Here is a 19,399-nt window from a genome sequence, read left to right on the forward strand (position 1 = left end):
AGAGGTAATTTCGTGAAAAAATACCATAAAACATCACTTTTAGAAATAAAAAGCAGCAAGGAAGTTACATCATCAACCTTGCTGCATACCAATCCAAGGTTATCTTACAAATGCATTAGCCATACCGCCATCTACGTTAATGGTGTTACCTGTACTTTTGTTAAGTATGGCTACACAAGCATAGACACCGTTTGCAATGTCATCTGGTAAAATAATTTCGTTTAATAAGTTTCTTTTTGCGTAATGAGCTGGTAAGTCTTTAACATCAATACCGTATGCTTTAGCACGTCCTTGAGCCCAAGCACCTTCCCATATTTTACTACCTACAATAACGCCATCTGGGTTAACGGTGTTAACTCTAATATGGTCTTTGCCAACTTCAGCAGCTAGTAATCTGCTCATATGTTGTTGAGCTGCTTTTGCGGTACCGTATCCTACATTGTTAGGGCCAGCTACGAGTCCGTTTTTACTAGCAATGCTTACAATATCACCTCCTAGTTTTTGCTGTCTCATAATCTCGATACCTTTTTGAGCTAGCATAAACTGACCTTTTACGAGTACATTTTGTAAAATATCCCAGTCTTTAGTGGTCGTCTCTTCAATAGGTTTTGAGATAGCTAGTCCTGCAGAATGCACAACAATGTCAATTCCACCGAAGGCGAGGCATGCTTTTTTAAATGCTTTTTCAATATCGTTAGGCTCTGTAACATCACATAATACTGCTGTAGCATCATCTTTTTTGTAGTTATTTAAGGCCTTTTCAATACTTTCTTCACTAATATCAGTCACTACTACATTGGCACCTTCTGCAATAAGTTTATCCGCAATAGCTTTACCAATACCTCCTGTACCTCCTGTAACCAAGGCTACTTTTCTAGAAAGCGGTTTTTCAGCCGGCATACGCTTTAATTTGGCTTCTTCTAGTAACCAATATTCAATATCAAAAGCTTCTTGTCTTGGTAGGGCAGTGTAGGCACTAATAGCTTCAGCCCCTCTCATAACATTAATAGCATTTACATAAAACTCACTAGCCACTCTAGCGGTTTGTTTGTTTTTAGCAAAGCTGAACATACCAACTCCCGGGTAGATAATAATAACCGGATTCGGGTCTCTCATATCCGGACTATTCGGATGTTTACATTTTTGGTAATACTCGGCGTATTCTTGTCTGTACTTTTCAAAGGAAGGCTTTAGAAGCTCCACTACAGTATTAGCATCACTCAGGTCTTGCTCAGGAGATAGGTTAAGAATGAGCGGTTGAATTTTAGTACGTAAGAAATGATCAGGGCAAGAGGTCCCCATAGGAGCCAACCTTTCTAAATCATTACTGTTAATGTATTGTAGTACGGTGTCACTATGAGTAAAATGTCCAATCATAGCATTTTCAGAGGAAGCTAATCCTCTTAGAGTAGGCATTAGAGCGGCAGCTTTTTCCAATCTTTTTTCAGCTGGTAAGGCTTCAATTTTTTGTCCACCAAACACCTGTCCTTTTTGTTTAATTTTTTGTTCAATATATTCAGAAGCCATTTCAATAACCTCTAAACTATTAATGTAACATTCGTATGAGGTATCTCCCCAAGTAAATAATCCGTGACTACCTAAAACAATACCTCTAATACCAGGGTTTTCTTCGAGACATTTTTCTAGTTGTAATCCCAGATCAAAACCCGGACGTTGCCACGGCACCCATCCCATGGTATCGCCCCATATTTCTTTTGTTACTTGCTGGCTATCTTTAGCAGCTGCAACAGCAATCAGGGCATCAGGATGTAGATGGTCAATATGTTTAAAGGGTAATAGCCCATGTAAAGGGGTATCAATAGAAGGAGCTTTACTATCTAAATCATAAATACAATGATTAAAAAGTCCAACCATTCTATCTTCATCATCTAGCCCTTTGTAAACTTTCTTTAAATCTCTAAGTCTTTCGGTGTACAGCCCTGCAATACCTTTTCTGGTTAAGGTACCAATATCACCACCTGAACCTTTCACCCACATAACTTCTACTTCTTTGTTAGTAAGAGGATCTTTTTCAATAGTTTTACAAGAGGTGTTTCCTCCTCCGTAATTTGTAATTCTAAGATCGGCCCCAAGAATATTAGACCTATATAGAAACAGTGCTACTTGATCATTTGCCATAGATGCTGCTTTTTGCTCATCCCACAAATAATCTACATATTCAAATGTTTTTTCCATTTTAATTGGTTGAAGTGTAACTTAATGTAATTACTCAAATATAGATTTATTGAGAAAGCTTACTATCCTGTAGTGTACTGCTAAAATTTCAGAAATAACTGATATGATTCTACCAATGGGTTATGTAATATTTGATTATATTTACTGCGATATCTATAAAAAGACTATTGAATTTTTTAAAAATTACTATTTCCTATGTGTTCAGCATTTGATATTATTATAAATGAAGATTCCAGAATACCTAAATATAAACAGATAGTAGATTCTATCATAGATGATATTGGTAATGGTAAATTGAAAATAGGAGAGAAGATTCCTTCTATCAATGAACTTAGTGAACATTTATTATTATCTAGAGATACCGTTGAAAAAGCTTATAAAAAATTAAAGGAGCAACAAGTAATTGTTTCTGTAAAGGGAAAAGGATATTACACTACTAAAACAGATCTTATAGCTAAAAAAAGTATATTTTTTATAATTAATAAACCGAGTGTTTACAAAATGCTTATTTACAATTCTTTTGTGAATGCAATTGGGGTTAATGGACATGTTAACTTATTTATTTATCATTGTGAAGAATCATTGTTTATTCGCTTTTTAGAAAAGAATTTAGGAGCGTATGATTATTACGTAATTATGCCTCACTTTAAAGATAAAGATTTAAAACATGTAAGTTTTACCGATAACGTTTTAGCTATATTAGAACAAATACCTAAGGACAAACTTATAATGCTTGATAATATGAAACCTTTTATTAAAGGTGAGTATGGAAGTATTTATCAAGATTTTCAGAATGATATTTATGAAGCATTGAAAGAGGGTATAGAACGTATTAAAAATTATAATAAGATAATTTTAGTGTATCCCACAAAATCAGTGAATCCATATCCTAAAAGAATTTTACACGGGTTTAAGCAGTTCTGTGTGGAGCAGAAGTTTGATTTTGAAATTCTTGATGAGATTTATGAAGATATGGAGCTTCAGGAAAAAGATTTATATATAACTATTCAAGAAAGAGATTTGGTGAATCTTGTAAGACAAATACGTAAAACTTCTCTAGAATTGGGTAAAGATATTGGTATTATTTCTTATAATGATACTCCTCTAAAAGACTTATTAGGTATAACTGTGATAAGTACCGATTTTAAAGCTATGGGTGAATCTGCAGCTTATATGGTAATGAAGAATAAGAAAGAACGAGTGAAAAATGTATTTAAATATATTGAGCGTAACTCTTTATAATAAAAAAGAAAGTATCATAACGATGCTTTCTTTTTTATTATGTTGTAAAGGATATAATATATTTTACTCAATAGAAAAGTTTTCTACATTTTCGTTAATGTAGAGTTGTTCTGTTACATTAGTAGCTTCTACATTTCTTAATGATACATTAGTAACGGGTAATTCTGATTGTGCTGATATGCGCGAAACAAATTTTACATCTTCAGCTTTTACATTTGTCAAGTAGATATTAGAAATGGGGGTTAACCGTTTTTCATAAGTTGGGACTAAATCTCTCCATTGGTATAATACATCGGTTTCTATTCCTAAAATACCTTTATCTATGTGTCCAGAGGAAACATTTTGTACATACATGTTCTTAACATATCCACCTCTACGTTCATTGGTTTTTATAAAAAGTAAGTGGTTTAGTTTAGCACCTTCTTCTACAACACAATTATCAACAAATACGTTTTCTATACCTCCAGAAAGTTCACTACCAATTGCTACTAGTTGGTGCCCGTTTTTTACAATGCAGTTTCTAAAAATAACATTTTTTGTTGGTGAATTTAGTCTCCATGCATCTTGATTTCGCCCTGATTTAATTGCTATTGCATCATCTCCTTGGTCAAAAATGCAGTCTTCTATAAGTACATTTTCGCTCATTTCTGGGTCAACACCATCATTATTATGTCCGTGTGCAAATACATTTACATTTCTAATAGTTACGTTTTTAGACATATATGGATGTATTACCCAAAATGGACTATCTTTAATAGAAATGCCTTCTAGTTTTACATTTTCACAACGATTGAACTGAATAAACTGTGGTCTTAAGTGTGCAGAGTCATTTACCATTTGTCTTTCTTCCACAGGAATACCAGTAGAAGCTAATGTGTATAGACGTTTTAAACTATTCATATGAGGAGCAGGTCTAGCAAACCAAATTTTCCAAGTATCCATTTGAGCTTTTAGAGTACCTTTCCCTGTTATGGCTACGTTTTTGCATTCATAAGCATAAATTAGTGGAGAGTAATTGTAGCACTCCATGCCCTCCCAAGTAGTATGTACTGGTGGTAAATAATCATTTGGTTCTGATGAAAACGCTAATGTAGCACCTTCTTTTAAATGTAAATTCACATTACTTTTTAAATGTATTTTTTTAGTTATCCAAGTTCCTTTGGGTATGATAACAATACCTCCCTTTGCTTCATTAGCCATATCTATAGCTTGGGCAATAGCTTTAGTTGTGGCTTCTTTGTTATTTATTTCGGCTCCGAAGTTTGTAATATTAAACTTTGAAGCATTTTTGAATGTAGGAGACTGAATTTCTACTTTACCAAAAGGAGTTTCAATTTTGGTAGTATCTATAACAACAGTTTGCAGTTTGTTAGTTTTAGTTGGAGTATTGCAAGAATTGAGTATAATAAAAGCAAGGCCTATAATGTATAATATCTTTTTCATAACTATGTATTCATTAATTAAGTGTTTTAAATATAATTTTTATACAAAGCTTGTGTATCCCGTGGCATCCTGAAAAAACGATACCTATCAAAAAGCTGATAGGTACCGAAATGCTATATAATAATAGCTAACCAAATTTTCAAAAAGTGAATTCTAATAACCAGGATTCTGCATAGCCGATTTTTCTTCATTTGTTAATGCAGTACCATTAGAGGTGATAGCATCTAAAAAGGTCTGAGGAATAGGTCTTAATAGATGATGTTCCTGAATATTTATTGCCGCAGACGGATTGTAAGCCTGAACTCTTTCAACTAAAGTTTCGGTTCTGGCTAGATCTTCCCATCTGTGAAATTCTCCACAAAGTTCTCTTGTACGTTCATTTAGTACAAGGCAAAGCATACGTTCATAATTACCTGAATACCCTAAGGTTGCAATAATGTCTTCATCTTCATCAGGTAAATTGTTAATATCTGTTATAGTTAAATCTGTAGCATCTGTAGTTTCTGCTATATGTGTAGATTCATAATATGCATTTTCTGTCATAAATGAATTGATATCTGGATCTTGGTTAAGTGGAGACACAACATAGGCAGCGGCTCCATCTGTATAAGCATCACGTTCTTCGCCGGCTTTAAATGCAGCTCTTTGTCGTACAGCGTTTATATAGTTTAGCGCATTTGCATAAGAACCATTAGAACCTAGGTTAGCTAATCTAATTTCTGCTTCGGCAGCCATTAAATATGTTTCTCCAGATCTTGCTAATATTTCATCTCTAAAACCACGATTGTCATTTACTGAGATTCTAGCACCATCATAATGTTTTGTTAGAGAAGGAAAACGTGGTTCATCAAATAATGAATTGCCATCAAGGGCATGAGCAACGTAAACGGTAGGAATCGTTTTTCCTGTTTCATCATATACAATTTGATCTTGGTACTTAGTATCACTATAATAAGTGTCGTTTTTGTCATTAATAACAAACATCATCCCAAGGTCTCCGTTTTCGTATATACCAGAACCATTATTAACTCTGTGTTTTGTTCTGAAAGTTTTCCAGATTCTAGAATCATTAACTACATCGTACGCTTCATACGTAAAGTAAGAAGGAGCCAATCTAGTATAAGGTCTCATACCAGTTAAATCTCTTCTCATGTATGGCATATCATCATATTTAGCGGTAAAAATTACATGGCTAAAATTATTTGCTGAAGCTGATAGATCTCCTGTAAACTGTGCAGATAATATAAGTTCTGGTAAAAACTCGTTCGTTCCATCGGGTCCTGTGTAATCCCATAACTCTTGAAAGTTATTGGCTAATGGGTGATTAGCTATTACTTCATCACATAATGACTTTACCATATTTAAATCAGCATCTTTTGTTCCCCCATTCCAAGAATCGTTAATTTCACTAGCTCTTGATAAATACGCCTTTGCTAAATAGTGCGCTGCAGCATCTTTGGTTACTTTAGACGGATCTCCGCTATTAGGTAATAGGTTGTATGCTTCTGTAAAGTCTGCAATTATTTGAGTATAAATTTCTTCAGCTGATGCTCTTGTAAATTCAGTTTCAACTGTAGTGGTAACATTTAATTTTAAAGGAACACCTCCATATTGTCTAACCAATCTTAGATAGCTGAAGGCTCTAAAAAAATATCCTTCCCCTAAAGCAGTCTGTTTTATTTCAGGATTTTCAGAATCTATATCAGTGGCATACTGAATAATTTGATTTGCAATGTGTATGCCTAAATAGAATTCATCCCATTGTCTTTGCGCACTTACTGTGTTAGAATTTACTGAAGGAATGATAGATTGTAAACTACTAGAATAGTCGTTCCAAGGCCTATTAGAATCATCTCCACCAATTACAAATTCATCGGTACCATAATTAGTGGTAGCAAATTGCATCTCGCTTCTAAATGGGTAGGCTAAAACTCTGTAATAGCCACCTATAGTTAATGATAAAATACCTTCTTCGGTTTGATAATAATCTATATTTCTGGATGTTGTGAGTTCTTCATCCAGAAAGTCTTTATCACACGAGTGTATAAAACCAACGGCCATAAAAAGGAGTAAGGTTTTAGTAATTTTATTTATATAAGTGTTTTTCATATTTCTTCTACTTTTAAATTTCTTTAAAAATCCATGTTTAATCCTGCAGTAAACCCTCTGTTAAAGGTTGGGCTGTCAACATCTAAGTCTAACCAATCAATATTGGAATAAATCATTCCAGGATTAAGTACCTGAACATATAATTTTAGTCCATCAATATTTAAATTATTGGTAAATGACTTAGAGAAGTTATATCCTAAAGATATGTTTCTAATTTTCAAGAAGGATCCATCTCTATATCCAAGAGCCACGGCATATGGGTCACCAGTACCAGCAGTATAAATTGGTTTTTGGTATTCTGCATTCGTATTATTTTCGGTGTAGTAATCTATTTGGCGTTGATTAAATCTTCCTGTTTGTGCTTCACCACCTGTGTCATAAGTATAATCTAATCGACCGTAAATAAATATAGAAAGATCAAAGTTTTTATAACTAAAATTATTGGTTACCCCTACAATATATTTCGGTAAGGTGCTACCTATTATAACTCGGTCGTTAGTTGCGTCAATTTTATTATCACCGTTTTGGTCCACAGGTTTTGTTAAACCAGGAGAGAAGGTATGTCCGTTAGCATTATAGAGTGCCATTTCGGCTGCATCTTCAGCTTGCCATAAACCATCATTTTCAAAACCATAGATAACACCTAATTGCTGACCTATAAACCAATTATTATTAATATCATTTTCAGCTCCGTTAGAAAGTTCAATAATTTCATTTGTTTGGTATGAAGCGCTTAGTGTGGTTTCCCAACCAAAATTTTCTGTTTGAATATTGGTAGTGTTTAATGTTAAATCAATACCACTACTTTTAGTTTCTCCAACGTTTGCGTAAGTATCTGTATAACCTGTTACCGTTGGAATTGATTTTAATAAAAGTAAGTCTTTAGTTCTAGAAGTATAAAAATCTAATCCACCAGTAATTCTATAATTGAACAATGAATAATCAATACCAATGTTGTACTGGGTTGTTTTTTCCCATGTTAGGTCTTGGTTTGCAAGGTTTGTATTTGTAGTAGTACCAGGAACTAAAGTTCCTCCGTTAGGATAAAATAAAGGAGTTAAAGCTCCTTTAGTGGAATAAGGATTAATAGCAGAGTTACCTGTTGTACCAACACCAAAACGCAGTTTTAATTGATTCAACCATTCTTCATTTTTAAGAAAGTTCTCTTTTGTTAAAATCCAACTGGCAGCCATACTAGGGAAGAAGGCCCATCTATTACCCTCTGCTAGCTGTGTTGCTCCATCGTATCTACCAGAAACAGTTAAGATATATTTGTCGTCATAAGTATAATTTACACGCCCCATGTATGATAAAAGCGATCTTTCTATTAAGTCGGAACCCCAAGAAGACAGCGTGACATTGCTATTTGTAAGAGCATTCCAAAGTTGATCGGAATATGGAATATTATCGGCAGCCATACTACTCGATTCAAATCTGTATTCAGTTTGACTTTGTAATAAAGTTAAGTCTAAGGCATGTTTATCAAATTGTTTGTTATAAAAAATTAAGTTATCTAATGTATATGAGAATATCTGATCTTTATACAAAGAGGCGTAATTAGAACCTGTTCTTACTACTGAATTTTCATCTAAGAATAATCCATTTCTATTAACAGATAAATCAGGACCAAAGTTCATTCTATATTTTAAACCTTTAAGAGTTGGGAATATTTCACCAAAATCTATTTGTGAATAAAAGCTACCAAATGTTCTAAAGTTGATACGTTCATCTGTAGAGTATTTCACCTCATCAATAACTGTTTTAACAGCTACATCACCACCCGGAAATTCAATTCTGTTTCCTTGATCGTCATAAGGAACAGCATACGCAAATATAGCTTGAGCAGAATCGTATAGGCCTGAAGTATTAACTAAACCATTTCTACCAGAACCTGATTGGCCGTAGTCAATTACACCATAGCTAGAATTTAATGTACCTCCAAAACTAAACCAATCTTTTGGTGTAATATCTACACTTACTTTACCAGTATACCTTTTATAGCGTTGACCAACAATGGTGCCTTTGTTATCTAAATAACCGAAAGATCCAAATGCTTTCATTTTTTCCGAACCACCACTTACGTTAATAGTGTATTGATTGGTAACACCTGTTTGTGTTACAAAATCGGTCCAATCGGTAGATGTTACTCTAGAACCATCCCAAGTACCACTTTCCCAGCCTTGTGAAATATTAGCCCAGGCAGATGGATCAGATGATCCTACAAAAATTTCAAAGTCATTAGCTTCTGTGGGCATGTCACCTCGTGGAAAAGTATTAGGATCTGAATAATACTTAGCCCATCTTCTAAAGGTAATATAATCAGAAGCATTCATCATTTCAGTTCTGTTTACTAACGTTTCTACAGTAGTAGCGTAGTTTAAACTAATTGAGAATCTACCAGTTTTACCTTTTTTGGTAGTTACAATAACAACTCCATTAGCACCTCTTGAACCATAAATAGCTGTGGCAGAGGCATCTTTTAAAATATCGATAGTTTCGATATCGTTTGGATTTAGGTTTTCTATACCTCCTGAAATAAGAGGGATACCATCAACAACATACAAAGGAGTGTTAGAAGCTGTAAGTGAACGTACACCACGAATGGTTATATTACCCAATGTTCCAGGGCGTTGACTTGAGGTAATATCAACCCCAGCTGCCTTACCTTGAATTGCTTCTACAGCATTGTTTACAGGTCTAGATTTCAGTTCTTTTTCACCAACACTAACAATAGATCCCGTTACGTCAGACCTTTTGGTTTGGCCGTATCCAACAACAACAACTTCTTCTAGTTGGGTGCTGTTTTCTTCTAAATGAATTGTGATATCATTGGTATCATCTGTCACAGGTATTTCCTGTGTGTCCATACCAACAAATGAAATCACTAAAACTTCTCCCGAGTTTACTTCAATAGAAAACTTTCCATCAAAGTCTGTTTGCGTACCTCTGTTGGTACCTTGTACCATAATGGTAGCACCCGGTATAGGCATTTCTTCAGTATCAAAAATAGTTCCTGTTACTAATCTAGTTTGAGCTAATGATATAGCCGGTATTAGTGTTAGTAAAAGTAGTAGTAACCTGAAAAAATAATTCGACTTAAATTTTTTCATAAGTTTAAAATTTATTGTTTCATAAATGAATTATCGATAGTGAAATTAACTTTTCGTTCACATAATGCTATCCTGTTCCATCCTGTTGTTATTGAGGAATGGTTAATTTTGTTATGTAAATATTGATAATTTTTCAATTTTATTTACTTATATCTTTTAATTATATGGTAAGTCGTATATGTTAAAAAGATTTTTGAGGTAAGCTAAACCTGAAAGTACAGGATAGTACTTTTAAAAATCTTCTTAATTTTGATAGTATTAAAGATTCCCCTTGCACTATTTAGCTATTGTTATCGTATTAATTTTTACGATACAACTTTATATGTGTAAAAATTAAAATAATACTGCATGAGTTTCTTTATGTATTTACATATCAAGTCTGGTATAATTAATATTCTTATAGTAGTTACAGTTTTCTTGTTTACAGTACAATTTCAAGCACAAGAGCGTAAAACTTTTTTTATAAAGGAGAATGATCCTGTTAAAATTGTTTATGATAATCAAGGAACAACTTTAGATTCTATTGTTTCTTACTTATTGGCTGATGATTTAGAACGCGTGCTGAGTTGGAAACCTAGAGTATTAAAGTTTAATGGAGATTTAGATTTAGAAAATGCAATTTTAATTGGTAACTATAAATCTAAGTTTATTAAAACTTATGTAAAAGATACAATCAATTCGAATTTTTTAAGTCAATCAGAAAGTTTTTTTACCGGCTTGCGAAAAAACGTAAATAACGCTCCTAATTTTATTATTGCTGGTACAGATGCAAGAGGAACTGCGTATGGTGTATTTTCTATTTCAGAGCAAATAGGGGTTAATCCTTGGTACTGGTGGGCAGATGTACCTACAATTAAGAAAAACGAAATACGTATTAATGCTACAGACAAATATTCAAATGAGCCTAGTGTAAAGTTTAGAGGTATTTTTTTAAATGATGAAGACTGGGGATTACAGCCATGGGCTGCTAAAACATTTGAACCGGAAATTAGCGATATAGGACCTAAAACTTACAGTAAAATTTTTGAACTATTGCTTCGCTTAAAAGCCAATACTATTTGGCCAGCTATGCACCCGTCTACGAAAGCTTTTTTTCACTATTCAGAGAATCCAAAAATAGCTAAATTATACCATATAGTTGTTGGTACCTCTCATGCAGAGCCCATGCTTAGAAATAATGTTGATGAATGGAAAAAGTCTTATGGTAAGTTCGATTTTAAATCCAATCAAGAAACTATTCTAAAATATTGGGACCAACGTGTAAAAGAAGCAAAAGATATTCATGGTATTTATACTGTGGGAATACGTGGTATTCATGATAGTGGAATGGAAGGAGTATCTTCTACAAAGGAAGGTGCTGAACTATTAACTACTGTAATAAAAAAGCAAAGAGAGTTATTGTCTAAATACAATGAAAAACCTATTAATACAATACCCCAAGCTTTTACAGTTTATAAAGAGGTCTTAAAACTGTATGATTTTGGCATTGATTTACCACAAGATATAACATTGGTTTGGACAGATGATAATTATGGGTACATACGTAGGTTAAGCGATTCTTTAGAACAGCAGGGTAGTGGTGGTTCTGGTGTTTACTATCATGCTTCCTATTGGGGGAGACCACATGATTATTTATGGTTATCTACTACATCGCCATTTCTTATAAAAGAAGAGATGCTAAAAGCCTATGAAATGAATGCGAGAAATATGTGGATTCTTAATGTGGGTGATATAAAACCAGCATCTTATGAAATGCAATTGTTTTTAGATATGGCTTATGATATTAATCCATTCTTGGAGAAGCGTAGTATTATTAATCATCAGCAATCATTTTATGAAAACATATTCGGAAAGGACAACGCTCATAAAATTACGGCACTTAAAAATAGCTATTATGAGTTAGCTTATGAAAGAAAACCAGAGTATATGGGGTGGAGTCAAACAGAACCCACCACACCAGTAAAAGCAACCGCTTATAATCCTTATAATTATGGAGATGAGATTAATTTAAGACTAGGGTATTATGAGCGTTTGGGAAACGTTTCTGATAGTATTTATAAAAGTTTACCTGTAGAATTGAAAAGTACCTTTTTTCAATTGATACATTATCCGGTAAAGGGAGCAATGTATATGAATCAAAAACATCTTTATAGAGATCTAGCCGAAAAATACGAGCAATCTAATAGAGTAGAAGCTAATGTGTTTAAAGATAAGTCTTTAGCAGCATATGATAGTATTATATATATAACTGAACAGTATAATTTACACATTAGCAATGGTAAATGGAATCATATAATGTCTATGCAACCGAGAAAACTCCCCGTATTTGATAAGCCAAGTATTGATATATCCATTAGTGAAAGTAACCCCATGGGAATTAGTTACCAAATAGAAGGATATGTAGATAAGGGGAGTGAACTACCTACCTTTTATAAAGGGTTTGGCGATAGTTACTATATAGATGTTTTTTTAACAAAACAAGGTAAAGAGAAATGGCATTTTAAAAATTTGCCTAAGTATTTGAAAGTTTCTAAGCATAGTGGATTATTAGAAAGTGATAACAATAAATATTCTGAAAGAATAAAGTTTTCGGTAGATTGGAATTTGATATCTAAAGAAGACAATATAAATACCGTTTTTTATTTGAGGGTGGGTTCAGAGATATTCCCTATAAAAGTAAATATACAAGATTATAAGGAAGTTAATTGTAATGAATGTTTTTATGAGAAGAATGGCTTTGCGGTAGCTTATGCTGCTTCAGGTTTTCAAGAGAATACCAGAGGTGATGTTGTATGGAAACCCGTTAAGGGGTTGGGTTATACTAGTAGCGTAATGCAAGCAGTTCCTTTTAAAATGAAACCTTTAGATACATTACATTTTTCTAGAAATCATCCAAAATTGAAATATCAATTTTATACCGAAAGTATAACGGATACGGCGAAACTAGTTTTAGCAGCTTTGCCGTCACATCCACTTACTAAAAACCATAAAGTTCGTGTAGGAGTACAATGGGATAATGAAGAAATAAATATTGTAAACTTTGAAACGTATGGTCGTAGTGAGGAATGGAAACAAAATGTTCTGAGAAATTTAGCTATTAAAGAAATGAATGTTTCACTAAAGAAAAAAGGAAAGCATACCTTAACTATTTATATGATAGATGAGGGAGTAGCATTGGATTTTATATATGTTAAAACTAATGCTGAAACATTACCCTATTCTTTATTAGAGGAAACAAACAATAAAATAAAGTATCAATGATTTTTGAAGAAAGTTGGCGTTGGTTTGGGAATAATGATCCTGTAAGCATTGCAGATATAATGCAGACAGGTGTTAGTGGTATTGTAACTGCACTTCATGAAGTACCTGTAGGAGCTGTTTGGACAAAAGATGCCATTACTAAGCATTTAAAAAAAATTGCAGATGAGTCTAATGGTAGTTTAAGATGGAATGTTGTTGAAAGTTTACCCGTACATGAATCTATAAAGCAAGGTACAGCGGAGAGAGATACCTATATAGCCCAGTATATTGAAAGTATTAAGAATTTATCTCAATGTGGGGTTAATTGTATATGCTACAATTTTATGCCTATTTTAGATTGGTTGCGTAGTAACATCCATTATCAATTAGAAGATGGTACTAATGCCTTATTGTATGACCATATAGAGGTTGTAATTTTTGATATCTATATTTTGAAACGGCAAGGAGCGATTACCCATTATGAAGCTGATGTAGTAGAAATAGCAAGTAAAAGATACCAAGAGATGTCTGCTGACTCATTAGCAACTTTAAAGAATAATTTGCTTTTGGCATTGCCAGGAGATACAGAAGCCTTTACACTTCAACAATTAAAAGATGGCATAGACGCTTACAGAAATATAGATAAGAATCAATTAAGACAAAACCTAATCTATTTTCTGAAAAGAGTAGTTCCTGTAGCAGAAGAATATGGAGTTGGTCTAGCAATTCATCCAGATGATCCTCCATGGCCGGTTTTTGGATTACCACGTATGGTATCTACTAAAAAAGACTTAGATTATATTTTTACTGAGGTACCTAGTATACATAATGGACTTACTTTTTGTAGTGGAAGTTTAGGAGCACACCCAGAAAATTATTTACCGGATATGGTAACGAATTATTATGAAAGAATTCATTTTGTTCATTTACGATCTGTTCAAAGAATGGATAGATTTATATTCTTCGAAGCAAATCACTTAGAAGGTAGTACAGATATGCACGAGTTAATAACTTCATTTTACAATTATAGTCAGGAAAACGCATATAAGATCTTACCTATGCGTCCTGATCATGGTCATGTAATGCTAGACGATATTGATAAAAGTTTCTACCCTGGGTATTCATTGATAGGAAGATTAAAGGGCTTGGCAGAATTACGAGGTTTAGTAATGGGAATAGAAAGAATAAAAACGTAACAACAGATGAAAAGGAAACAATTAATTTTAGTTTTATTACTTCAAGTTTTGCTGCTTTCAGCACAAAATTATTCTTATTGTAGTAATGTACTATAGTAACCACTGCTGATCGTTTATTCAGGATACAACAGGATAGCCCGAAAGGATTAATCTGTTATATTCAGCAGTAGAAATAACAATCATAAAAGAATATATGAAACATTTTAAAATAAACATATTTATACTACTGTTACTACCGTTGTTTGTGAGTGCACAAGATGTATTTCCAGATGGTACACCAATATCTGATTGGTTTAAACAATATGATGTTGTAGATGTAAATACATTAGGAAATAAATATGTGGTTACTGACTTTGGTGTAACTCTAGATAGTACCAAGATTCAAACTGAAGAAATACAATCTGTAATAGACACTGCAGCGAAGAATGGAGGTGGAGTAATTATAATTCCAAAAGGTACTTTTTTAAGCGGAGCATTGTTTTTTAAACCTAAAACACATTTATATTTAGAGAAAGAAGCTGTATTAAAGGGGAGTGATGATATAAGTAATTTTCCGGTTATAATGACTAGAATTGAGGGGGAGACTGTAAAATACTTTCCAGCATTAGTAAACGCAGATCATGTAGATGGATTTACCTTAACAGGAGAAGGAACCATAAATGGAAATGGATTACGCTACTGGAAAGCCTTTTGGTTGCGCAGAGAGTTTAATCCTAAGTGCACTAATAAAGACGAAATGAGACCGCGTTTAGTCTATGTGTCTAATTCTAATGATGTTCAAATAGCGAATGTAACATTGAAAGATTCACCATTTTGGACTACACATTATTATAAATGTAATAATCTTAAATTATTAAATCTTACCATTACCTCTCCCAGAGAGCCCGTTAAATCGCCAAGTACCGATGCAGTAGATATTGATGTGTGCACCAACGTTTTAATTAAGAACTGCTATATGTCTGTTAATGATGATGCAATAGCTTTAAAAGGAGGAAAGGGACCTTTTGCTGATAAAGATGAGAATAATGGAGAAAATAGAAATATTTTAATAGAAGATAACACTTTTGGGTTTTGTCATAGTGCCTTAACCTGTGGAAGTGAATCTATACATAATTATAATATTTTATTTAGAAATAGTACTGTTGAAGGAGCATCAAGGTTACTAAATTTAAAAATGAGACCTGATACTCCACAACACTATGAGTATATAACCTATGAGAATATACATGGAAGTGTTAGAAAAATGATTGAAATTAGACCATGGACTCAGTTTTTCAATTTAAAAGGGGAGAAAGACATGAAAATGTCTACTGCAAATGATATTGTTTTTAAGAATATTGATATAGCATGTGATATAGATTTCAATATTCTAGAATCTGATCAATATGAATTATCAAAATTTACTTTTATGAATGTGAAGATAGATGCAGAAGAAAGTAAAATTGAAAATTTGGACAATATTAAAAAATTAAAAACGAAAAAATTAGAGGTGAATTAATTCATAAATTGTGTTGATAATAATTAATTTGGTTTAAGCAGAGGCTCTTTATTTTTAAAGAGCCTTTATTTTATGATATTCTTAATATCTTAACAATATATTATTGTTTTCATTTATAACAATTGCTAACTTGTAAGAGGTTAATAGTGAACACTTTTATCAAAATCCCTCCGAAGTAATATTAATAATTAGCAATAGAAAAAAATAATATGGAAAAGAATGCTCATAATGGAAATTCATTTGAAGTAAATGACTCATCTAGATGTCCTTTCTCTGGGGCAGCACCTAAGCATACCGCAGGTGGAGGAACTAGAAACTTAGATTGGTGGCCAGACAGGTTACGTGTTGAAATCTTAAGACAGAATTCTTCCTTGTCTAATCCAATGGGAGAAACATTTAATTATGCGGAGGCATTTAAAAATATTGATTATGATGGGTTGAAGAATGACCTACATAGTTTAATGACAGATTCACAAGATTGGTGGCCAGCAGATTTTGGACATTATGGAGGACTTTTTATCAGAATGGCATGGCATAGCGCAGGTACTTACCGAATAGGTGATGGTAGAGGAGGTGCTGGTGCCGGGCAACAACGTTATGCACCATTAAATAGTTGGCCAGATAATGCAAGTTTAGATAAAGCCAGAAGATTGCTTTGGCCAATTAAACAAAAGTATGGTAAGCAAATATCGTGGGCAGACTTAATGGTCTTAGCAGGTAATGTAGCCTTGGAGTCTATGGGCTTTAAAACTTTTGGTTTTGCGGGTGGTAGAGAGGATACATGGGAACCAGAATTAGATGTTTATTGGGGTTCTGAAAAAGAATGGTTAGAAGATAAAAGATATTCAGGAGAAAGAGATTTGGAAGACCCATTGGCAGCAGTAGTGATGGGACTTATATATGTTGATCCGGAAGGACCTAACGGAAATGGTGATCCTGTAGCTGCAGCAAAGGATATTAGAGAAACGTTTAAGCGTATGGCTATGAACGATGAAGAAACAGTAGCATTGATAGCAGGAGGACATTCATTTGGTAAAACACACGGTGCAGCTAATCCTGCTGAATACGTAGGCCCTGAACCTGAAGCAGCACCCATAGAAGCGCAAGGCTTCGGTTGGAAAAATAGTTTTGGTACGGGTGTTGGAGGTGATGCTATTACTGGAGGTCCTGAAGTAATTTGGACACAAACACCGGTGCAATGGAGTAATTATTTCTTTGAAAACTTATTTAAGTACGAATGGGAGTTAACAAAAAGCCCTGCAGGGGCTAAACAATGGGTTGCAAAAGGGGCTGAACCTTGTATACCAGATCCGTTTGATGCCAATAAGAAAAGATTACCTACTATGCTTACCACAGATTTATCTCTTAGAATGGATCCGGAGTATGAGAAAATATCCAGACGTTTTTATGAAAACCCGGATGAGTTTGCCGATGCTTTTGCAAGAGCTTGGTATAAATTAACCCATAGAGATATGGGACCTACAAGTAGATATTTAGGACCTGAAGTTCCTAAAGAAGAGCTTCTTTGGCAAGATCCAATACCAGCAGTAGATCATGAGTTGATTAACGAAGATGATATTAAAAAATTAAAAGAGACAATATTAGACACAGACCTCTCTATAGCAGAACTAGTTTCTACTGCTTGGGCTTCTGCTTCTACCTTTAGAGGTTCAGATAAGAGAGGAGGAGCAAATGGAGCACGATTGCGTTTAGCACCGCAAAAAGATTGGGAGGTTAACAAGCCTGAACAATTAGCAAGGGTATTAAACGTATTAGAAGCTATTAAGGATTCTTTTAATGGGTCACAAAGCGGTAATAAAAAAGTATCTGTTGCAGACTTAATTGTTTTGGCTGGATGTGCTGGAGTAGAAAAAGCAGTTAAGAATGCTGGTTATTACATTAATGTACCGTTTACACCTGGTAGAATGGATGCTTCTCAAGAGCAAACAGATATTGAAGCCTTTGGCTATTTGGAACCTTATGCAGATGGTTTTAGAAATTATAGAAGAACCAAGTTTGATGTTGCTACAGAAGAGTTGCTAATTGATAAGGCTCAGTTATTAACACTAACTGCACCTGAAATGACGGTTTTATTGGGTGGTATGAGAGCTCTAAATACGAATTATGATAATTCAGAGTATGGTGTTTTTACAGATAGAAAAGAAATGTTGACGAATGACTTTTTTATTAATCTTTTAGACATGAGAACAGAATGGAAACCTACCGACGAGACACAAGAAGTTTTTGAAGGTTACGACAGAATATCTGGTCAACTAAAATGGAAAGCATCGCGAGCCGATTTAATCTTTGGGTCTAATGCAGAATTAAGAGCTTTGGCAGAAGTATATGGTTCTTTTGATGCTCAAGAAAAGTTTGTGAAAGACTTTGTGAAAGTCTGGAATAAGGTGATGAACCTAGATAGGTTTGATTTAAAATAGTAATTTAATTTTTACATAAAGAAAAGGTCTCCTTATAAGGAGACCTTTTTTAATTGTGGTTTATGGTGTTATTCATTAGAAGGTTTTCCTATTGTGGCTAGTATACCACCATCAACATAAATAACCTGTCCATTTACAAATTTACTTGCGTCAGAAGCCAAAAATATAGCTGTTCCAGCTAAATCTTCAGGATTACCCCATCTACCTTCTGGAGTTCGGTTAATAATAAATTCATTAAAAGGATGCCCATCCACACGTATGGGTTCTGTCTGTGTTGTAGCAAAATACCCAGGACCTATTCCGTTCACTTGTATATTATGTCTTGCCCATTCAGTAGCTAAATTTTTAGTGAGCATTTTTAAACCTCCTTTAGCTGCGGCATAGGCACTTACATTATCTCTACCCAATTCACTCATCATTGAACACATATTAATGATTTTTCCCGATTTACGAGCTATCATATCTTTGGCAATAAGTTTAGACATTATAAAGGGTCCTACTAAATCAACATCTATTACTTTTCTAAAATCACTTACCTCCATGTCAACAGCCATTTGCCTCATGATTATTCCTGCGTTATTTACCAGAATATCTATTTTACCATGTTTCTTAAGCATAGTGTCTACATTAGCTTTAGCATCATCTTCATTAGTAACATCAAAAAGATAGGGGGTAGCTTTAAACCCTTTTTCTTTATAATATTTCATCGCTTCATCAAGCTTTTCTTCAAAAATATCGGTGATGATAAGTTCGGCACCCGCTTCTGCTAGTCCTGTGGCTATTGCCATTCCTAAACCATGGGTACCGCCAGTAACTATGGCTGTTTTGCCTTCTAAATTAAATAGTGTCATTTTATATACAATTTCTATTACAGATTATTTATACTGCTATGAGGGATATTAATACTTTGATAAGTTGTAGAAATTG

The 19,399-nt window shown here is 33.8% G+C and carries 10 protein-coding genes; 5 read left to right on the plus strand and 5 right to left on the minus strand.

Annotated features, from left to right (window positions below; translation table 11 throughout):
• Window positions 1-99: 99 nt before the first annotated feature.
• Entirely contained in the window at window positions 100-2,196 is a 2,097-nt protein-coding gene (locus Y10_RS08595; protein WP_281764976.1) for a bifunctional aldolase/short-chain dehydrogenase, read from the minus strand.
• A 195-nt stretch (window positions 2,197-2,391) separates the two neighbouring features.
• Between Y10_RS08595 and Y10_RS08600 the strand changes: the two genes are divergently transcribed.
• Entirely contained in the window at window positions 2,392-3,438 is a 1,047-nt protein-coding gene (locus tag Y10_RS08600; protein ID WP_281764977.1) for a GntR family transcriptional regulator, read from the plus strand.
• Window positions 3,439-3,501: 63 nt separating this feature from the next.
• Here Y10_RS08600 and Y10_RS08605 read toward each other — a convergent pair whose 3' ends face one another.
• From Y10_RS08605 to Y10_RS08615, 3 genes are all read right to left on the minus strand, one after another.
• Window positions 3,502-4,881, minus strand: a complete 1,380-nt coding sequence (locus tag Y10_RS08605; protein WP_281764978.1) for a glycoside hydrolase family 28 protein — start codon at window positions 4,879-4,881, stop codon at window positions 3,502-3,504.
• Between the two features lie 153 nt (window positions 4,882-5,034).
• Window positions 5,035-6,990, minus strand: a complete 1,956-nt coding sequence (locus Y10_RS08610; protein ID WP_281764979.1) for a RagB/SusD family nutrient uptake outer membrane protein — start codon at window positions 6,988-6,990, stop codon at window positions 5,035-5,037.
• Between the two features lie 23 nt (window positions 6,991-7,013).
• Window positions 7,014-10,100 (minus strand): SusC/RagA family TonB-linked outer membrane protein, encoded by a 3,087-nt coding sequence (locus tag Y10_RS08615; RefSeq protein ID WP_281764980.1) that lies wholly within the window; start codon window positions 10,098-10,100, stop codon window positions 7,014-7,016.
• A 348-nt stretch (window positions 10,101-10,448) separates the two neighbouring features.
• Here Y10_RS08615 and Y10_RS08620 point away from each other — a divergent pair, with 348 nt between their 5' ends.
• The 4 genes from Y10_RS08620 to katG all read left to right on the plus strand — a co-directional run bounded on the left by Y10_RS08620 (window position 10,449) and on the right by katG (window position 18,472).
• Entirely contained in the window at window positions 10,449-13,361 is a 2,913-nt protein-coding gene (locus tag Y10_RS08620; protein WP_281764981.1) for a glycosyl hydrolase 115 family protein, read from the plus strand.
• The gene (uxuA, locus tag Y10_RS08625; RefSeq protein WP_281764982.1) at window positions 13,358-14,536 is read left to right on the plus strand and encodes a mannonate dehydratase; all 1,179 of its coding nucleotides are present in this window, start codon (window positions 13,358-13,360) and stop codon (window positions 14,534-14,536) included. Before Y10_RS08620 ends, uxuA begins: the two co-directional genes overlap by 4 nt.
• 193 nt (window positions 14,537-14,729) lie before the next feature.
• On the plus strand, window positions 14,730-16,034 hold the full coding sequence (locus Y10_RS08630) for a rhamnogalacturonidase (protein WP_281764983.1): 1,305 nt from the start codon (window positions 14,730-14,732) through the stop codon (window positions 16,032-16,034).
• Window positions 16,035-16,243: 209 nt separating this feature from the next.
• Window positions 16,244-18,472 (plus strand): catalase/peroxidase HPI, encoded by a 2,229-nt coding sequence (gene katG, locus Y10_RS08635; protein ID WP_281764984.1) that lies wholly within the window; start codon window positions 16,244-16,246, stop codon window positions 18,470-18,472.
• A gap of 68 nt (window positions 18,473-18,540) precedes the next feature.
• On the opposite strand, the gene Y10_RS08640 is transcribed toward katG, so the two are convergent.
• Entirely contained in the window at window positions 18,541-19,323 is a 783-nt protein-coding gene (locus Y10_RS08640) for a gluconate 5-dehydrogenase (protein ID WP_281764985.1), read from the minus strand.
• Between the last annotated feature and the right edge of the window lie 76 nt (window positions 19,324-19,399).

The organism is Neptunitalea lumnitzerae, assembly GCF_027924185.1.
In the GTDB taxonomy this organism is placed as follows: Bacteria; Bacteroidota; Bacteroidia; order Flavobacteriales; family Flavobacteriaceae; genus Neptunitalea; species Neptunitalea lumnitzerae.